We start from the raw sequence: 20,269 nt of genomic DNA, 5'->3' as shown, positions 1-20,269 counted from the left end.
CAGTAACTAAGGAGACAACATTTTATTTGTGATTAGCTGAAGTGGCATAGTTCATTTGGCTATCTAATCAGAGGGTTTTATCCATAATAGAAACTGCGTAAGCTAAGATCGTGAGTTAGCTTTTAAAACTGTGGTTAATATTTGTCGACCACTTCACATAAATTAGTACTTAAAAATATTTCAAAACCGCAGTTTGTACAAATCATTTACATATAGTTATTTTTATCAATTGTTTTTGTTTCATAAGTGAAACAAAAAAGCATCATATTAATTGCTATGAACCCGCCTTGTAAATTGCTAATAAGCATGATTTTTCCAGGAAAACATACAATGGTTACTAAGGTATTCCTTATTCACAATATGTGTAATAAAAACCATTGATTTTAATAGTGTTTTTTTTAATTGTTCTTATTTTCGTTTTGTCAACAAGTGAATCCCCTTATGTAATGCAATTTATGGCGAATATATAGTTTATTTCATTAAATTAGATAGTTAGCTGATCTTGTTTAAATACATTATTGAGTGGATTTAATCCTAATTAAAGCAATTGAGAGGCTGTAATCTTCGGGCGGTAGCATGTCTGAATAGGCATGAGGTCATAACGGTGATAAGACTTTTATTTGTACTCTATTTTACCTACATCATCCCTGTGAATATTAATATGACATTAACAAAAAAAGCCCTGTTTAGTATATTACTGACTTCTTTATTGACAGGTTGCTCTGTACCTGGGTCACACCTTAGCCTTGATGGTAAACGTGTTATCGAAAGTAAAAATAGTAATATTTCAAATCGTGTAAATATATATCCACTTACAGCACAATCAGTAGGTGAATTTAAAACTAACCATATTATGGCGCAGACTAACCCGAGTTTAGATAATGAATTATCTAATTATCGTTACTATATTGGGCCGGGTGATATTTTAAATATTACTATTTGGGATCACCCAGAATTAACAATACCTGCTGGCTCATATCGTAGTGCTAGTGAGTCAGGAAGTTGGGTTCATGCGGATGGCACTATTTTTTATCCATACATTGGAAAAGTGAATGTTGTTGGTAAAACGGTAACCCAAGTACGTAGTGATATTGCTTATCGTTTGTCATCATTTATTGAAAAGCCACAAGTTGATGTAAGCATTGCCTCTTTTCAATCTCAAAAAACTTATATAACAGGTGGAATTAAAAACCCTGGTCAGCAGCCGATTACTAATATTCCTCTAACCTTACTGGATGCAATCAATAAGGCTGGTGGTCTAAGTGATAATTCTGATTGGCGTAATGTAACGCTAACTCGTAATGGTAAAGATGAGACTGTATCTTTATATGCATTAATACAACGTGGTGATTTGACTCAAAATCGTTTGTTAAGAAGCGGCGATATTATTCATGTCCCACGTGACGACGCGCAAAAAGTTTTTGTGATGGGGGAAGTAAAAGAGCCAAAATTACTGAAAATTGACCGGGCAGGTATGAGTCTTACGGAAGCTCTTAGCAGTGTAGGCGGAATTAATGAGATAGAAGCTGATGCAACTGGCATCTTTGTAATACGCGCAACAAAAGCAGGTTTTGGTAAAGATAACATTAATGCCCCTATGGTTGATCTATTTCAACTTAATGCTAAGGATGCTACAGCTCTAGTGATTGGTACTGAATTTGATTTACGTCCATATGATATTGTTTATGTCACAGCTGCACCAATAGTTCGCTGGAACCGTGTAATTTCACAACTCCTTCCAACGATTAATAGTATTAATTTAATATCAGAAACAAGAAGTAATTTTAGAGATTGGTAATAGGATTAATTCAAGTAGAAATTAAATCTTTTAGATCAAGAATGTTAAGAAACAACGGAAATTATTATGCATTCTTGGTGATAAAAATGACTTTATTATTTATTGTAATTTTTAACTCTCAACATTTTAATATAATGGATTAGCTGTCATGAGTGTAATAAAGGATGCGACATTAACGTCAGTAAAAAAAAATAATGATATTGAGTTGGGTAAAATAATAGGAGTTGTTCTAGAGTATCGTTGGAGTATATTATTAATAATAGCGATGGCAACGATAGTCGGATTTTGTAAAGTTTATTTTTCTACACCAATTTATCAAGCAGATGCGTTGATACAAGTAGAACCAAAGAGTGGTGCATTGTCTGATATGCTTGGAATAGGCGATGAGTTATCAGTTGAACCATTAACAAATGCTGAAGTAGGTTTAATTACTTCTAGGATGATTTTAGGGAAGACAGTCGATAATCTTGATCTTACAACTGTAGTGACGCCTCAATATCAATCTATTATTGATTATATTTTAGTAAAGTTATATGGGAAAATTCCACAACTATCAATAAGTCTTTTTGATAGCACTTCAAAAATGCAGTTATTGCTTGAAGTTGAAAATTTATCACAGCAAACGTTCAAAATATATAATTCTCAAGGGGAATATATCATTGATGGTAAAGTTGGTAAATTAATTAAAAATGACTCATTTAAACTAATTGTTAACCAGATTAGTGGAGAAAAAGGGCAGACTTTTGCTATTGATAAGCAAACAAGAAGTAATGCTATTAGTCAATTGAAAAATAATTTGTCTATTTTTGAACAAGGAGTTGGTACTGGTATGTTAGTACTAACTTTGGAAGGGACAACTCTAAATTTGATTGAGGCTATTCTGAACGATATTAGTAATAATTATTTATTACAAAATGTAGAACGGAAGTCTGAAGAGGTTGAAAAAGGTATTAACTTTGCAACTGAGCAGATTGTTGGTATTAAAGATAAGCTGAGTAAAGCAGAAGATAAGTTAAATAACTATCGTTTAGTCAATGGTTCAGTCGATTTAAATATTGAAGCTAATTCCACCTTAAATAGTTTGATTGCAGTTGAGACAAAACTTAGTGAATTAAAATTTCAAGAAACTGAGTTGGCAAAGCGTTTTACTAAAGATCATCCATCTTATATTAGCCTTCTTGATAATAGAAATTATTTAGAGCAGCAAAAAATAAATTTTGATAATGAAATAAAAAAATTACCACAAACTCAACAAGATATATTACGACTAACACGTGATGTAAACGTAAATCAACAAATATATATACAGTTACTTAATAAGGCACAGGAATTACGATTAATAAAAGCTGGTACTGTTGGTAATGTGCGCATTATCGATGTTGCTGATGTAGATATGACTCCTATATCACCTAATAAAAAAATGATTGTTAACTTATCTTTTTTCGTTGGGATAGTTATAGGTCTAGCCCAAGCTTTCTTTCGTGCTGCATTTAATCGAGGAATTTTAAACCCATTAGAAATAGAGTTTATCGGGTTACCTGTTTACGCTTCAATTCCTGCATCGAGTTGGCAAAATGAAATGGTTAAAAAGGAAAAACGCAAAAGAGAATTGGTAGTGAAAGATACTTTACTTGCTGTTGCTAATACAGCCGATTTGTCAATTGAAGCATTACGTAGTTTACGTACTAGTTTGTATTTTGTAATGATGGAAGCAAAAAATAATGTTTTGATGGTTTCAGGTCCAACTCCTAGTATAGGTAAATCTTTCATAGCTGCGAATATGGCTACGGTTATAGCTCAAACAGGACAACGTGTTTTAGTAGTTGATGCTGATATGCGTAAAGGAAGAATGGATCGTCAGTTATGTGTCGAACATAAGCCAGGTCTTTCAGATTATCTCAGTGGTCAACTGGATATCAATACGATCATCAAACATCCCAATGTGTCTAATCTAGATTATATTGGTAGAGGTGACATACCACCAAATCCATCTGAATTATTATTCCACCCACGTTTCAAAATGCTAATAGATTGGGCTTCAGCTAATTACGATATTGTGATTATTGATACACCACCTATTTTAGCCGTGACAGATGCAGCAATAGTGGGAGCGCATGTTGGAACTACATTAATAGTTGCCCGTTTTGCAAAAACATCGGTGAAAGAACTGGAAGCAGCTAAACAAAGATTTGAGCAAAATGGTATTGAGGTGAAAGGATTTATTCTAAATGCTGTGGAACGTAAAGCTATTAATTATTATAGAGAATACAGTTACAGTACGGAAAATAAATAGATAATAAAGTCATTCTTTGGAAAGAGATTAATAATGTTCTAAAAATGGTATCAAATATTGGTGTTATAAAGTTCAAATAATAATTTTATTTTTGTTTTGAAATTATTGATATTTTTATATAAGAATAGGAGTACAAATATGTTTTTATGAAATTAAGTAAATAGTCAAAGTTGTTATATTTATTACAAGGATAAGGTTACTATTATGGATAATGCTTATTTATTTGTCTTTTTTGCATCTTTTTCATCACTTTTTGTTATGCGAAAAATAGCGAAAATCATAGGTTTAGTAGATAGGCCTGATATTAGAAAATTACATCAGGGAATGATTCCTTTAGTTGGGGGAATTTCAATATATATTGCATTAATTATAGCTATTTTATTATATATACCAATGAGTGTTAATTTACAGTTGTATTTAAGTTGTTCCACATTATTAATATTACTAGGTGTGTTAGATGATTATTTTAATATTAGTGTGAAAATACGTTTATTAGTTCAAGCAACTATTTCACTCGCAATGATATTAATAGGTGATCTGAAGTTAGTTAATCTAGGTTACTTATTTGGTAATGAAACTATTATATTATCAGAATCCATTGGTATTATAATTACGATTATGGCTGTTATTGGTGCTATTAATGCGTTTAATATGGTTGATGGTATTGATGGCTTAGTTGGTGGATTAGCATCAGTTTCATTTTGTTCATTGGGATTTTTTTTCATATTAAATGGTAACGAATTTTTAGCGACATTATGCTTATTAATTGTTAACGCACTTATCCCTTATATTATATTAAATATTGGATTTCCATTTGGTTTTCGATTTAAAGTATTCATGGGAGATGCTGGTAGTATGTTTATAGGTTTTTCTATTATCTGGATGTTACTTTGTGGAACTCAGAATATAGAGACAAAAGCTTTAAAACCAGTTACGGCATTATGGATAATTGCTATTCCATTAATGGATATGGCCACAATTATGATTCGACGTGTAATTAATGGGAATTCTCCTTTTAAACCTGATCGTGAGCATATACACCATATTTTCCAGCGCATGGGATTATCACCGACTATGACGTTAATTGTAATTTGTTTTATAGCTACTATATTTTCAGTCTTTGGTGTTTGGGCTGATTTAAATAATATTCATGAATCAACGATGTTTATTACATTTTTGTTTTTATTCATATTGTATTTTACAACATTGGTTATGCTTAGCCGATTAAAAAATGTTGCAATAAATAATTTTTTCACAAGGAAAAAGAAAAGAATTATTAGTTAATTTCTAAATGTTATAAAGTTATTAATAATCTGGCTTTAAATTGAATACTCTATTTCTATTAATATAGGACCTTCTTTGTTAAAGCTAAATTAAATTTCAACTAATGGAATAATAAAATGGAATTGTTATTAGAAAATACAACAATAGGTATTATTGGTTTAGGTTATGTTGGCTTACCACTTGCGGTTGAATTTGGTAAGCAGCACAATACTATTGGATTTGATATTTGTGCTAAACGTATTGCTGAATTACGAGATAAAAACGATTTTACGCTTGAATGTTCCACTTCAGAATTAAAAGCGGCCAAAAAACTTGAGTATACGGTAAATATCGAAGATCTTACTCAATGTAATGTATTTATTGTTACTGTACCTACTCCAATAGATAAACATAAGCAACCTGATTTATCTTTACTCGTAAAAGCGTCTGAAATGATAGGTAAGATACTTAAAGTAGATGATATTGTTATCTATGAATCAACTGTTTATCCAGGGGCGACAGAAGAAATTTGTATCCCAATACTTGAGCGTGTTTCTGGTTTTAAATTTAACCAAGATTTTTATGCAGGATATTCACCTGAACGTATAAATCCAGGAGATAAAGAACATCGAGTGACCAATATATTAAAAGTCACGAGTGGTTCAACACCAGAAGCTGCCGAGTTTATTGATAAACTTTATCAAAGTATTATCAAGGCAGGTACGCACAAGGCTTCTTCTATTAAAGTTGCAGAAGCTGCTAAGGTTATTGAAAACACACAGCGTGACGTCAATATTGCACTTATTAATGAGCTGTCGATTATTTTTAACAAACTCAATATTGATACGTTAGAAGTGTTAGAGGCTGCGGCAACTAAATGGAATTTTTTGCCATTTCGTCCTGGTTTGGTCGGAGGTCACTGTATTGGTGTCGACCCATATTATCTAACTCAAAAAGCGCAAAGTGTGGGATATCATCCTGAGATGATTCTTGCTGGACGCCGTCTTAATGACACAATGGGAAAATTTGTTGTCTCGCAGCTGATCAAAAAAATGTTGAAAAAACGTATTCATGTTAAAGGTGCGAATATATTGGTGATGGGGTTGAGCTTCAAAGAGAACTGCCCCGATCTTCGTAATACAAAAGTCGTTAATATTATTTCAGAACTAGAAGAATACAATATCAATGTCGATGTTATGGATCCTTGGTGTTCGAGAGAAGAAGCAAAATCCGAATATGGTCTAGAGTTGTGCGATGACATAAAGAAAGGCCACTATGATGCAATTATCATCGCAGTGGCGCACAATGAATTTAAAGTTATGGGAGCCGATGAGATTAAATCTCTCGGTAAGTCTAAACATGTTATATATGATCTGAAATATGTTCTTGAAAAACAATATGTTGACATGAGGTTGTAATTATAAGATGCATAAGGTGGGTAAATACCCACCTTAATATAAGGAAAAAAAAGACCATGTATCAACATATTCAACAACAATTATTACATGACCCTAAAGTGTGGCTGGTTACGGGCGTTGCGGGTTTTATCGGTTCGAACCTATTAGAGAAACTATTACTATTAAATCAAAAGGTTGTAGGCTTAGATAATTTTAGTACAGGCCATCAATATAATCTTGATGAAGTTAAATCTCTGGTTTCTGAAGCACAGTGGGATCGGTTTAATTTTATAGAAGGTAATATTTGTGATTTTAATACTTGTCAGAAAGTAATCAAAGATGTGGATTATGTACTACATCAAGCAGCGTTAGGCTCTGTTCCACGGTCAATTAATGATCCGCTGACCACTAATATGACTAATATTAGTGGTTTTTTGAATATGCTAACAGCGGCTAAAGAAGAGCAAGTAAAAAGTTTTACTTATGCAGCATCAAGTTCAACCTATGGTGATCATCCAGCACTGCCAAAAGTAGAAGAAAATATCGGTAATCCATTATCTCCTTATGCTGTGACTAAATACGTTAATGAGTTATATGCAGGTGTATTTGCAAAGACGTATGGATTTAAAACAATTGGTTTGCGCTACTTTAATGTATTTGGAAAGCGTCAAGATCCAAATGGGGCCTATGCTGCGGTGATTCCTAAATGGGCATCTGCCATGATCAATAATGAGCCTATATTTATTAATGGTGATGGAGAAACGAGTCGTGATTTTTGTTTCATTGAAAATACCGTTCAGATAAATATATTAGCCGCAACAGCATCCGATGAAGCAAAGGATCAGATTTATAACGTTGCTGTTGGGGATCGTACTACCTTGAATGATTTATATTATGCTATTCAGAGGGTACTGAATGAGAATGATGTTAATCATATTACTAAGCCTAACTACCGTAAATTTCGAGTTGGTGATGTTCGCCACTCTCAAGCTGATATAACAAAAGCACAAACTAAATTGGGTTATGAACCACAATATAGAATTCTAGCAGGAATCAGTGTTGCAATGCCTTGGTATAAGCAATTTTTAGAATAAATATTTATTGTTCGCAGTTGAATTTAGTAAATAACTATCAGAAATAGAGAACTTTTATCCCATGAAAATTTTAGTTACTGGTGGTGCTGGCTTTATTGGCTCAGCAGTTATTCGACATATTATTAATAATACTCAAGATAGTGTCGTTAATCTTGATAAATTAACATATGCAGGGAACCTGGAATCCCTTTCTGAAATAGATAGTAGTGAGCGTTATGTATTTGAACAAGTAGATATTTGTAATCGTGGAGAGTTAGATCGTGTATTTGCTAAGCATAGACCTGATGCAGTAATGAACTTAGCAGCTGAAAGTCATGTTGATCGCTCAATTGATGGTCCTGCAGCATTCATTGAAACGAATATTATTGGTACATATACTATTCTTGAGGCAACACGCACTTACTGGAACCTGTTGGATGAAGTTCAGAAAGCGTCATTTCGCTTTCATCATATCTCTACTGATGAAGTATATGGTGATTTAGAAGGCACTGATGATTTGTTCATTGAAACGACACCATATTCACCTTCGAGCCCATATTCAGCATCAAAAGCTTCAAGTGATCATTTAGTTAGAGCATGGCTGCGTACTTACGGTTTACCAACCATTGTGACTAATTGTTCAAACAACTATGGTCCTTACCATTTTCCTGAGAAGCTTATCCCGTTAATTATTTTAAATGCCTTAGCCGGTAAAGCATTACCTGTTTATGGCGATGGTATGCAAATTCGTGACTGGCTCTACGTTGAAGATCATGCATCAGCCCTTTATACCGTTATCACTAAAGGTAAGGTTGGTGAGACATATAATATCGGTGGTCATAATGAAAAAGCCAATATTGAAGTGGTGAAAATAATCTGTTCACTGCTTGAAGAGTTAGCACCTAATAAACCTCAAGCTGTAACTCAATACCAGAATTTAATTACTTATGTAACTGATCGACCAGGGCATGATATTCGTTATGCGATTGATGCATCTAAGATTGAACGTGAATTAGGTTGGAAGCCAGAGCAATCATTTGAGTCAGGTATTCGTAAAACGGTTATATGGTATTTAAATAATAAAAAATGGTGTAGTCGAGTATTAGATGGTTAGTGTAATTGCTGGAATACAATCAAATAGATATTTGATACATTTTGTTTTTAACATGTAATTAAAATTATCAATTTCAAGTTTTATTAATTAGAGCTGATGTTTTTATTTTGTTTGTAAATTTCACCACTAATTCAATTAATATTTTTTAAATTATAAGCGTTTAATTTTAACGATTACTATCGATTCTTGTAAATATAGGGATGATAAAATGAAAGGAATTATTTTAGCTGGAGGTTCAGGTACACGTTTATATCCAATCACTCGCGGCGTCTCTAAGCAGTTATTACCGGTTTATGATAAGCCAATGATATTTTATCCATTATCAACTCTGATGCTAGCAGGAATTCGCGATATATTAATTATCACTACGCCAGAAGATATTGATAATTTCCGCCGTTTATTAGGAGAAGGTTCTGATTTTGGTATCAACTTGGAGTATGCGGTTCAAGCTACTCCCGATGGATTAGCACAGGCTTTTATCATTGGCGAAAAATTTATTGGGAATGGCAGTGTCTGTCTGGTGTTAGGAGATAATATTTTCTACGGTCAATCATTTGGTCAAACATTGATAAATGCTGCATCGCATGGATATGGAGCCACCGTTTTTGGTTATCAGGTAAAAGATCCAGAGCGTTTTGGTGTTGTTGAATTTAACCCAAAGATGCAGGCCATTTCAATTGAAGAAAAACCGTTAAGTCCTAAATCAAATTATGCAGTTACAGGCTTATATTTCTATGATAACCGTGTAGTTGAGATGGCAAAAAAGGTTACGCCATCATCTCGCGGCGAACTGGAAATTACGACATTAAATGAAATGTATCTATATGATGGGACGCTAAATGTTGAACTATTAGGTCGTGGGTTTGCATGGCTTGATACTGGTACACATGAAAGTCTGCAGCAAGCTTCTTCTTTTGTGGAGACAATTCAAAATGTACAAGGTCTTAAGATCGCATGTTTAGAAGAAATTGCGTGGCGTAATGGCTGGTTAACAACCGAACAAGTACAAGCTTTAGCTGAGCCAATGCTCAAAAATGAATATGGACAATACTTGATGCGTGTTGTTAGTGAATTGCCACTTATGGAGCCATGATGAAAATTTTAATAACGGGTTGCGACGGACAAGTAGGTAGTTGCTTAGTTAAGCAGCTACAAAGTTGTACTAATGTTGAATTATTAGCTGTTGATCGAAAAGAATTAGATATTACGGATCAACTTGCTGTAACTGAAATGGTATTAGAGTTTAGGCCTGATGTAATTATAAATTCAGCTGCGTATACAGCTGTGGATCAAGCAGAAGTAGAAATTGAACTTTCCTATTCCATCAATCGTGATGGTCCAAAATATTTAGCGGAAGCTGGAAATAAAATCGGTGCAGCAATATTGCATATATCTACGGATTATATATTTTCAGGAGATAAACGTGGCATATATAGCGAAGATGATCTATTTGGGCCTCAAGGTATATATGGATTAAGTAAGCTAGCAGGAGAACAAGAAGTGGTCAATGCTTGCTCTCGGCATATTATTTTACGCACTGCATGGGTGTTTGGTCAACATGGGAATAATTTTGTTAAAACGATGCTGAGACTAGCTCAAGCACGAGATAGGTTGGATGTGGTTGGTGATCAATTCGGTGGTCCTACTTATGCAAGTGATATATCAAGCACTTTAATTGTTATCGCAAAACAAATTTTTGAGCAGGGTGATCAGTTTGATAATAACAAGTTTGGTATTTATCACTATTCAGGTTTACCACATGTAAGTTGGTATGAATTTGCGCAAACAATATTTGATAAAGCAGTTGAACAACAGATATTAGTTAGCGTACCTCAATTAAGTTATATTACAACGAATGAATATCCAACCTTAGCAAAACGTCCAGCTAATTCAAAATTAGATACGCAAAGGATTAATCAAACATTTGGAATTAGAGCCAGTGAGTGGCAAAAAGGTTTAAGCCATCTAATCGAATATTTAAATTAATGGAATAATATTATGAAAATAACAGCAACAAATATTCCTGATGTGAAAATTATTGAACCTACAGTCTTTGGGGATGAACGTGGTTATTTTATGGAAGTTTGGAATCAAAAGCACTTTGAAATGATGGTAACAGGGAAGCCGACTCAATTTGTTCAGGATAATCATTCTAAGTCCAAAAAAGGAATTTTACGTGGTTTGCATTATCAGACACAAAATATGCAGGGGAAATTAGTGCGGGTAATATCTGGTGAAGTGTTTGATGTTGCCGTTGATATAAGAAATGGTTCACAGACATTTGGGCAATGGGTTGGAATATATCTTTCTGCTGAAAATAAGCGCCAATTATGGATACCAGAAGGCTTTGCACATGGGTTTTATGTAACTAGCAAAGAAGCTCAATTTATCTACAAGTGTACTGATTATTATAACCCAACAGCAGAACACACTATATTATGGAATGATGATGAATTAGCGATTGATTGGCCGTTATTTGGAGAGCCATTGTTATCTGAAAAAGATAATAATGGTGTCTTTTTCAAAAATATTGTTTTTTGATTATGAATAGTTTAAAACAAAAAACTGTCAACGGAATAAAGTGGAGTGCAATTGAGAGAATAGTGACACAAGCAGTCCAACTAATCATCATGTTAATACTTGGACGCATGCTTGGTCCTAATGCCTTTGGTTTAGTTGGCATGTTAGCAATATTTATTGCAATTTCTCAAAACTTTGTTGACGGTGGTTTTAGTAGTGCACTAATTAGAAAACAAGATCGTAGTGAAGCTGATTATGCGACTACTTTATATTTTAGTACTGCAGTTGGATCAGTATGCTATTTAATAATTTTTTTTTCTGCTCCTTATATTTCAGATTTTTATCAACAGCCTGAGTTAATTATACTCGCCCGTGTACTAGGTATTAATATAATACTTAGTTCATTTACTATAGTTCAGCGTACTCGATTAACAGTATTAATGGACTTCAAAAGGCAAGCAATAATATCACTGATAAGTGTAATATGTAGTTCGCTAATAGCTTTATTTCTAGCGTATAACCAATATGGTGTATGGGCGATTGTTTTTCAATCTTTAAGTTTTAACATTATTAATATTGTCTTACTTAATATAGTTAATCCATGGAAGCCTAAATGCGGATTTTCAAAAGCATCATTTGATGTGTTATTTGGTTTTGGTTCAAAAGTACTTGCAGCAAGTTTAATTGGAACATTCTTCGATAATATATATAAAATTATTATTGGAAAATTATTTATATCTACAGACTTAGGTGTTTTTAGCCTAGCAAGAACAATATCAAGTGTACCAAGTATTACGGTCATTAACATTATACAACGTGTTACTTATCCTATGTTTTGCTCGATTCAAAATGATGAGGATAGGCTAAAACTAGCATATAAAAAAACAATGTTAATATCTTCACTAATAGTATTTCCATTAATGTTTGGTTTGGCTGTGATTTCAAAACCGATCGTTAGTCTTGTTTTAGGTGAACAGTGGAAATCTACTTCTAACTTGTTATTTATTCTCTGTATAGGAGCGATGATTTTTCCTATAAAATCGATAAATAGTAACTTTTTATATGTTAAAGGTTTACCTGGTAAAATACTAAAATTAGAAATTATAACTAGAATAATAACACTAGTCATATTGGCTATAAGTATTAATTTTGGTTTGGAATATATTTGTATAGGGATATCAATTGATGCATATCTGTCATTTTTTATATATGGACATATAAGTGGTAAAATAAGTAAAGTTTTTTTAACGGAACAGATTAAAATAATATTTCCAATACTTATTGTAACGATAATATCAGGGCTTTTTGGTCAATATATGTTTTCATCTTGTGAAAATTATATTGTTAATATATTAGGGACATTGCTAATATCCTTGATTGTATATGTAATATTAATATTATTTATAGTTAATAGATTAAATTTAACATCTATCTCTCAGAGAATATAATATGAAAAAAATAGCAGTTTATATTCCAAATTTAACTGTTGGTGGAGCTGAACGTGTCGCTATTATTTTAGTTAATCACTTTTCAAAAATGGAGGATATATCAGTTGATTTTATTTTGATGAATAAAAAAGGTGAACTAATCAGTGATGTTAATAAAAAGGTCAATATTGTAGATTTAAGTGTAAAGAATGAGAAAAAAGAATTTTTTGGATTGTTGAAATTAAGAAGTTATATAAGGAATGAAAAGCCGGATTCACTCTTGTGTATTATGTGGCCATTAACAATTGTTGGAGTAATAGCTAAACTTATTTCATTCTCACAAGTGAATTTAGTATTAAGTGATCATACAACATTTTCCAAAACGCCATGGATAAAAAATAAAATTAAAAGACTTATCTTTAGACTTAGTATTAATATATTTTATCCTTTAGCTAATTGTCGGTTGAATGTATCTAATAATGCATCAAGAGATCTTGAGGAGCTTGGCTGGTTGAAAGGAAAATCTATAAAAACAATATATAATCCTGTTGAATTATACCAAGGTGAAATATGTAAACAAAAAAATATTGAAAAGAATGTGATAAGTGTTGGTAGTTTGAAATGGGCTAAAAATCATGAATTATTAATAAAATCATTTAAATTAGTATTGTTAAAAGATGAAAATGTTAAATTAACCATCGTGGGTGATGGTGAAATGAAAGAAAAACTACAGTCATTAGCTAAAAGTTTAGAAATATCAGATAAGATCGATTTTGTAGGAAATAAAAAAGGCCAAGAATTAGAAAATATATACCTTAACGCAGATCTCCTCGTGTTATCATCTCATTATGAAGGTTTTTCTGTAGTGATCTTGGAAGCACTAAATTATGGTGTCGCTGTAGTTAGTGTTGATTGTGATAATGGACCTAGGGAAATTCTAGGTAATGGAGCATATGGATGTTTGGTCCCAATTAATGATGAGAAATTACTTTCTGAAAATATAATTAAACAGTTAAATTCTAATACTGATATTAATTTTTTAAGAAAAAGAGCATCTGATTTTTCTGTGAATATTATTGCGGAAAAGTATTTAAATATACTTTAGAGATTATTATGAACATATATTTAATATCAATAATACGATTAAGAGAAAGATATTTACATATTAATAATGAAATAAAGAAAAGTAAAAAAAAATATAAAATAATTGGAGTCGATGGGACAAAAATAAATAGAAATTCATATTGTAAAGAATTTAATGATGGGCAAGTAGGTTGTGCTTTGTCACATGTTGAAGCATATAAGGAAATATTCAAATCTGGAAATAAAAGTGCATGTATTATTGAAGATGATGTTATTCTACCAAATAACATTGATGCTATATTAAATGAAATAGAAAGTATAATAAAGGAAGATGAAATAATCTTTTTGTATAATAGAAATATAACTACAGCTAAATACTCATTATATGACCAAATGGAATTAAATAATGGAAAATTAGTATATCCATTATCAATGAAAGATGTACGAACTACAGCTGTATATGTTATTGGTAGTGAGGCAGCAAAAAAATTATATGATATTAATAAAAATATAGAGTTCATTGCTGATGATTGGCATGGACTTTTTTCAAAGGGCGGATTTAATAATCCCAGAATACTTTATAATAAATCTTTCAGAATAAATGGATTCCAATCTAGTATTGGATACTCGCAAGATGATTCATTAGCCATAAAAATTTCTAAATATTTATTGAAAGGTAAACTGTATAAGTATCTTAGGTATATAAGATTAAGATATATTTTATTAAAGAGTGAGAGCAACTATAAATATGTAAATGAATATTCACAACTAGCAAGGTGTAGGTTAAATAATAATGAATAAAAAAATAGTATTATATCTTTCTTATACAGGAATACTTGAGCCCTTAGGGCAATCTCAAATTCTTGCCTATTTAACCCGTCTTTCTTGTAGTTATCGGTTTATATTAATTACATTTGAAAAGAAAGATGATTTTGATAATAAAATACAAGTGGATAAATTAAAATCATTGTGCTATGAAAATAATATAATTTGGAAACCTAGAATCTATCATAAAAAGCCAAGACTATTTGCTACTTCTTGGGATTTAACTAATTTAATCTTTGATATATACAAGTTAAATAATAAATATAAATTTGATTTTATGCATTGCCGAAGTTATATCCCTAGTATTGCTGCTTATTTGGCTAGAAAAGTAATTAAATTACCATTTATATTCGATATGCGTGCTCTTTGGTTAGAAGAAATGGTTGATGATGAACGTTTAAAGAAAGATTCTATTATTTATAAAATGTTAAAGTTCTTTGAAAGGGAGTTATTTAATGATTCTGCAGCTATTGTTAGTTTAACCAACGCCGCTTTACCTTATATATTGAATCAAAATCCAACATTATCAAAAGATAAATTTTCAGTAATTCCAACTTGTGTAGATTTAACTCGTTTTAAAAATGATATAAAGGAAACTAATCAAGATATCATCATTGGTACTATGGGTACTATTATAAGTGGTTGGTATTATAGTGATTGGTTATTTCAAACGTTAAAATTATCTGAAAAAGTATTCAAAAGTTCAAAGGTGAAATTGATTACAAAAGACGATCAATGTTTTTTATACGGTCTAGCTAAAGAATATTCAATTAGTGAAATAGAAATTAAATCATCAAAACCAGAAGATATTCAGTCTAATATAAATGATATGACTTTTGCTATTCTTTATTTTACTTCCGGAATCAGCAAAATAGGTTCTGCTCCTACACGAATGGCTGAATTTTTGGCTTGTGGTATTCCTATATTAGGGAATGAAGGTGTTGGTGACATGGCTAATCTAATTAAAAAATTCAATATTGGTGTTGTGGTTAAAAATAACTCGGAACAGGATTTAATTACAGCATTAAATGAAATGAAGAGTTTGTTAGCTGATCCTGATTGTTCTCGACGGTGTAAACAAGCTGCATTAGAACTATTTTCTGCAGATGTTGGCGCTAAAAGGTATAACAAAATTTATCAAAGAGTATCTTATGAAAAAAATATTAATGTTTACCAAGTATTCAAGGATGGGTGCTAGTTCTAGGTTAAGAACGTTTCAATATATTCCATTTCTTGAATCTAATGAATTCCAGGTAACAGTTTCATACTTGTTTGACGATAAATATCTATCTTCGTATTACTCTAAAAATACTAAGTCAGTATTTAAAATAGCTTACTGTTATTTTAAAAGATTTATTACTTTATTTTCTGTTAAGAAATATCACTTAATTTACATAGAAAAAGAATTATTTCCATATCTGCCATCATTATTTGAATGGATAATGAGCATTTTAAATATAAATTATATTGTTGATTATGATGATGCCATTTTTCACAATTATGATAGTTCAAATAATAAATTAGTTAGATTTATGTTATCTAAAAAAATCGATAAGGTTATGAAATATGCTAAAGTAGTCATTGTTGGAAATAACTATATATATCAACATGCTGAATTGGCTGGTGCTAAAAACATAGAGTTAATACCAACAGTTGTAGATATAAGTCGGTACCCTAGACTTCATAAAAAATTACCTTGTGGTCAGGTCACTATTGGCTGGATTGGTTCTCCTTATACACAAAAATATATATTACAGATTAAATCAAATATTATAGATTTACTGAAAAATAAAAAATACAAGATGGTTATGATTGGTGCTAATAAAGATATAGTTAATCATTTTCCTTATTGTAATATAGAAGTATTACCATGGAGCGAAGATTCAGAAGTCAGTTATATTCAAAAATTTGATTTGGGTATAATGCCAATACCAGATGAAAATTTCGAAAAAGGTAAATGTGGGTATAAGCTTATACAATATATGGCTTGTGGAATACCGGTTGTTGCATCATCGGTTGGTACTAATGAAAATATAATAAATCATTTAGGCTGTGGTCTTTTAATAAATGAAAAAAATTCTTGGTATGATTCTATAAATAGAATTGTTGATTCTGATTTTGTATACGAAGATTTTTCAAGGAAAGCAAGATTATCAGTAGAAGATAAATATTCCTTACAAATACAGCAGGATGTCCTACTAAAAATAATTTCTAAGGTAGCATAATGGAGATATATTTCATTGTATTCTTTTCTTTGGTTTTTTTTTCAATAGTTTTTGATTTTAAAAAAAACGAAATCATAGAAACTAGATATTTTATATATAGTAAAAATTTTATCTTATTCATTATATTCATATCATTTAGTTTAATTATAGGATTAAGGTACCAGATTGGTCCTGATTGGTTTTCATATAAATATTACTATGATTTAATGAAAACCTTATCCTTTTATGAAGTTCTACAAATGAAGGATTTTGGATATCAGATAATAAACTATTTATCTTATCATTCTGATTTTGGAATGGTAGGCGTAAATTTAACATGCGGTATTATATTTTCATTTGCTTTATTGAAATTTAGTAATAACCAAAGCAGTACATTTATATCTTTAATAATTTCTTTCCCGTACCTTTTTTTGGTTGTATCTATGGGATATTCAAGACAGGCTATCGCTATTTCATTTTTTCTGTTAGCAATTATAAGCCTAAGTAATGATAATGTCAGAGGGTATGTTTTATTGGTTCTTTTTGGATCTATTTTTCACAAAACTGCAATTGTTATGATACCTCTTGCATTTATAGTTACGGAGCGGCCTACATATCAAAAAGTATTTTTCTGTTCACTATTTGTCTATTTTATTATTTATTTATTTATGACAAATACATTTGACGCAATGATTTATACATACATAGAGAGTAATCGTTATACTTCTCCTGGTGCATTGATGCGAGTAATTCTATGCGTTATACCATCAATTATATTTATTCTTTTTAAAAGTAGGTTTAATTATACTAAACCAATATATAATCTTACTTATCTTCTTTCTATATCATCATTATTATTATTATTTTGTTTGGTTTTTCTCCCTAATTTATCAACGATGATAGATCGTTTTTCAATTTACTTAATACCTATTCAAATATTAGTTTTTGCTAATTTATTTGATATTTTTGAGTATTGGGATAAGTTTTTTGTTATTACGTTAACCTATCTATATTATTTTATTGTTTTGTTTTCTTGGCTTTTTTTTGGCTCGCACGCAAGTTCTTGGATTCCATATGATAGCTACCTATAAGATTGGAGATAATTATGAATGGTATTTTTATAATATCAATAGATTTTGAACTAATGTGGGGTGTATTTGATAAGAGGAGAATTAGATCTTATGGTAATAATATTATTGGTGCTCGTAAAGCAATACCAAAAATTTTAAATTTGTTTAAATTAAACAATATTCATGCTTCATGGGCGACTGTAGGTTTTTTGTTTGCTAATAACAAAAATGAAATAATTAAATATTTACCTGATAAGATGCCATCATATGAAAATAACAGGTATAACCCTTACGATTACCTCTCAAACTGTGTAGGAGATTCAGAAAAAACAGATCCATATCATTTTGCTCCATCTTTAATAAAATTGATTTTAGAAAATAATGGACAAGAAATATCATCTCATACATTTTCTCATTATTATTGCTTAGAAAAAGGTCAAACGTTAGAGCAATTTGATGCTGATACTAAATCATTATTAGCTATTGCAACGGATAATGACATAAATATAAAAAGTATTGTCTTTCCAAGAAACCAGTTCTCTGATGATTATTTAAAAGTATGTAAAAAACATAATATAAATATTTATAGGAGTAATCCTAATTCTCTTATATATCAGGAGAAATCCCAAAATCAACGAAGTAATTTAGTTAGAGGATTTAAAGCTTTTGACAGCGTCTTACCGATAGATGGGTATCATGGGTATAAGGCATCGATAACAAATGGAATGACTAATATATCAGCAAGCCGTTTTTTAAGACCTATATCTCGTACAATGCCATCATTAGTTTCAGCATTATTACTCAGAAGAGTATTAGTTGAAATGGAACATGCCGCTATAAATGGACATTGCTATCATTTATGGTGGCATCCACATAATTTTGGTTCTGACGTCGAATTAAATATAAATCATTTATCTAAAATAATTGATAAATACAAAATACTAAATGAAAAATATGGAATGGTAAGTAAAAATATGAGTGGCGTTTAATTTAGGCATTAACTATATGTTAGTGGTTTATTATTTATTATAATTTCTATTGAACTTTATTATAAGGATTTATTAAAGTGAAAGTAATTGTATTCTCCGCAAACACATCATGGTATTTATATAACTTCAGACAATCATCAATTAAAGCGTTTATTGATAAAGGGTATACAGTTTATTGTATTTCACCTCGAGATAATTATTCTAAAAGGCTAATGTCTGAACTTGGATGCTATTGGTCTAATATTGATATGGATAATAAAGGTTACAATGTATATAAAGATATAATCACTTTATATCAGCTATTATGTCTCTATCGTAGAATAAAACCCGATTATGTTTTCAATTATACATTGAAAAATAATGTATATGGAACTTGGGCTGCTAAGATATATGGTGCTGTTGTCATAAATAATGTATGTGGTTTAGGGACTGCTTTTATTAATAATAATTTAATATCAAAAATAGTCAGGATACTATACAAATTATCCCAACCTTATGCCGATAAAGTTTTTTGTCAAAATCCAGATGATTTTTCTATGTTATCAGATAATAAGTTAGTCAATAAATTTAAATTGGAATTATTACCAGGTTCTGGTGTAAATACGGAGAAGTTTTATCCAGTGTTATATAAATCTTATAGAAATGTTTTTACTTTTCTTTTTGTTGGTCGGATTTTGTCTGATAAAGGTCTAAATGAACTTGTTGAAGCTGCTAAAATTTTGTATCAAGAGAACTTTGATTTTAAATTACAAATATGTGGCTTTATTGATAATAAGAATAAATCATCTATTTCTATGAATGTAGTGAACCAATGGATTAAATATCCTTTCATTGAGTGGCTAGGGAGCAGTGATGATGTTGTTAGTGTGTATGCAAAGGCTGATTGTGTTGTTTTACCATCATATAGAGAAGGGATGCCTAAAACCTTAATTGAGGCAGGAGCTATGGGGTTGCCGAGTGTAGCGACGAATGTCCCTGGATGTAAGCATATTATTAAAGATGGTTATAATGGATTTTTGTGTCAACCGAGGAATAGCAAATCTTTAGCTGGTGCAATGAAGAAAATACTAATGTTACCTGAAGATGCTTATAAGATAATTTGCAGCAACGCGAGGCTAAAAGTTGAAAAAGAGTTTGATGAATCTATTGTCATTGATAGAACTATTTCAGTACTAGCTTAATTAAATTCATATATAACAAATATAAATTTCAG

General features: G+C 31.0%; 17 protein-coding genes. All 17 read left to right on the top strand.

Annotation, left to right across the window (positions count from 1 at the left end):
- The first annotated feature begins 661 nt into the window (after nucleotides 1-661).
- The 17 genes from G6R09_RS09505 to G6R09_RS09425 all read left to right on the top strand — a co-directional run bounded on the left by G6R09_RS09505 (nucleotide 662) and on the right by G6R09_RS09425 (nucleotide 20,237).
- A complete protein-coding gene (locus G6R09_RS09505) occupies nucleotides 662-1,798 on the top strand; it encodes a polysaccharide export protein (RefSeq protein ID WP_087846207.1) in 1,137 nt (378 codons plus the stop codon).
- Between the two features lie 148 nt (nucleotides 1,799-1,946).
- Complete coding sequence (locus G6R09_RS09500) at nucleotides 1,947-4,091, top strand: polysaccharide biosynthesis tyrosine autokinase (protein ID WP_163922002.1); 2,145 nt, start codon at nucleotides 1,947-1,949, stop codon at nucleotides 4,089-4,091.
- A gap of 204 nt (nucleotides 4,092-4,295) precedes the next feature.
- The gene (wecA, locus tag G6R09_RS09495) at nucleotides 4,296-5,375 is read left to right on the top strand and encodes a UDP-N-acetylglucosamine--undecaprenyl-phosphate N-acetylglucosaminephosphotransferase (RefSeq protein WP_163921999.1); all 1,080 of its coding nucleotides are present in this window, start codon (nucleotides 4,296-4,298) and stop codon (nucleotides 5,373-5,375) included.
- 116 nt (nucleotides 5,376-5,491) lie between these two features.
- Nucleotides 5,492-6,772, top strand: coding sequence for a Vi polysaccharide biosynthesis UDP-N-acetylglucosamine C-6 dehydrogenase TviB (gene tviB / locus G6R09_RS09490; protein ID WP_087846204.1), 1,281 nt, complete (start codon nucleotides 5,492-5,494; stop codon nucleotides 6,770-6,772).
- 56 nt (nucleotides 6,773-6,828) lie between these two features.
- Nucleotides 6,829-7,845 carry an NAD-dependent epimerase/dehydratase family protein gene (locus tag G6R09_RS09485; protein WP_087846203.1) on the top strand — a complete coding sequence of 339 codons (1,017 nt, stop codon included), beginning with the start codon at nucleotides 6,829-6,831 and terminating at the stop codon, nucleotides 7,843-7,845.
- 61 nt (nucleotides 7,846-7,906) lie between these two features.
- Nucleotides 7,907-8,938: a dTDP-glucose 4,6-dehydratase gene (rfbB, locus tag G6R09_RS09480; protein WP_163921996.1), complete on the top strand. Its 1,032-nt coding sequence runs from the start codon at nucleotides 7,907-7,909 to the stop codon at nucleotides 8,936-8,938.
- 208 nt (nucleotides 8,939-9,146) lie between these two features.
- Nucleotides 9,147-10,031 carry a glucose-1-phosphate thymidylyltransferase RfbA gene (gene rfbA / locus G6R09_RS09475; RefSeq protein WP_087846201.1) on the top strand — a complete coding sequence of 295 codons (885 nt, stop codon included), beginning with the start codon at nucleotides 9,147-9,149 and terminating at the stop codon, nucleotides 10,029-10,031.
- Nucleotides 10,028-10,924, top strand: coding sequence for a dTDP-4-dehydrorhamnose reductase (gene rfbD / locus G6R09_RS09470; RefSeq protein WP_087846200.1), 897 nt, complete (start codon nucleotides 10,028-10,030; stop codon nucleotides 10,922-10,924). The genes rfbA and rfbD overlap by 4 nt, the downstream gene beginning before the upstream one ends.
- Nucleotides 10,925-10,936: 12 nt before the next feature.
- The gene (rfbC, locus tag G6R09_RS09465) at nucleotides 10,937-11,479 is read left to right on the top strand and encodes a dTDP-4-dehydrorhamnose 3,5-epimerase (protein WP_087846199.1); all 543 of its coding nucleotides are present in this window, start codon (nucleotides 10,937-10,939) and stop codon (nucleotides 11,477-11,479) included.
- A 2-nt stretch (nucleotides 11,480-11,481) separates the two neighbouring features.
- Nucleotides 11,482-12,906 carry a lipopolysaccharide biosynthesis protein gene (locus G6R09_RS09460; protein ID WP_163921993.1) on the top strand — a complete coding sequence of 475 codons (1,425 nt, stop codon included), beginning with the start codon at nucleotides 11,482-11,484 and terminating at the stop codon, nucleotides 12,904-12,906.
- 1 nt (nucleotide 12,907) lies between these two features.
- On the top strand, nucleotides 12,908-13,990 hold the full coding sequence (locus tag G6R09_RS09455; protein ID WP_163921991.1) for a glycosyltransferase: 1,083 nt from the start codon (nucleotides 12,908-12,910) through the stop codon (nucleotides 13,988-13,990).
- An 8-nt stretch (nucleotides 13,991-13,998) separates the two neighbouring features.
- Nucleotides 13,999-14,769: a glycosyltransferase family 25 protein gene (locus G6R09_RS09450; RefSeq protein WP_163921988.1), complete on the top strand. Its 771-nt coding sequence runs from the start codon at nucleotides 13,999-14,001 to the stop codon at nucleotides 14,767-14,769.
- A complete protein-coding gene (locus tag G6R09_RS09445) occupies nucleotides 14,762-15,991 on the top strand; it encodes a glycosyltransferase (protein ID WP_087846195.1) in 1,230 nt (409 codons plus the stop codon). The genes G6R09_RS09450 and G6R09_RS09445 overlap by 8 nt, the downstream gene beginning before the upstream one ends.
- Nucleotides 15,945-17,018, top strand: a complete 1,074-nt coding sequence (locus tag G6R09_RS09440; protein ID WP_087846194.1) for a glycosyltransferase family 4 protein — start codon at nucleotides 15,945-15,947, stop codon at nucleotides 17,016-17,018. Before G6R09_RS09445 ends, G6R09_RS09440 begins: the two co-directional genes overlap by 47 nt.
- Entirely contained in the window at nucleotides 17,018-18,088 is a 1,071-nt protein-coding gene (locus G6R09_RS09435) for an EpsG family protein (protein ID WP_163921985.1), read from the top strand. The genes G6R09_RS09440 and G6R09_RS09435 overlap by 1 nt, the downstream gene beginning before the upstream one ends.
- A gap of 14 nt (nucleotides 18,089-18,102) precedes the next feature.
- A complete protein-coding gene (locus tag G6R09_RS09430; protein ID WP_163921982.1) occupies nucleotides 18,103-19,056 on the top strand; it encodes a polysaccharide deacetylase family protein in 954 nt (317 codons plus the stop codon).
- A 77-nt stretch (nucleotides 19,057-19,133) separates the two neighbouring features.
- Nucleotides 19,134-20,237: a glycosyltransferase family 4 protein gene (locus G6R09_RS09425; protein ID WP_087846191.1), complete on the top strand. Its 1,104-nt coding sequence runs from the start codon at nucleotides 19,134-19,136 to the stop codon at nucleotides 20,235-20,237.
- Nucleotides 20,238-20,269: the final 32 nt, after the last annotated feature.

Source organism: Photobacterium sp. Alg240-V54 (assembly GCF_900537155.1).
In the GTDB taxonomy this organism is placed as follows: Bacteria; Pseudomonadota; Gammaproteobacteria; order Enterobacterales; family Vibrionaceae; genus Photobacterium.
The sequence above is the reverse complement of the archived record's forward strand: the minus strand, read 5'-3'. Positions and strand labels throughout refer to the sequence as shown.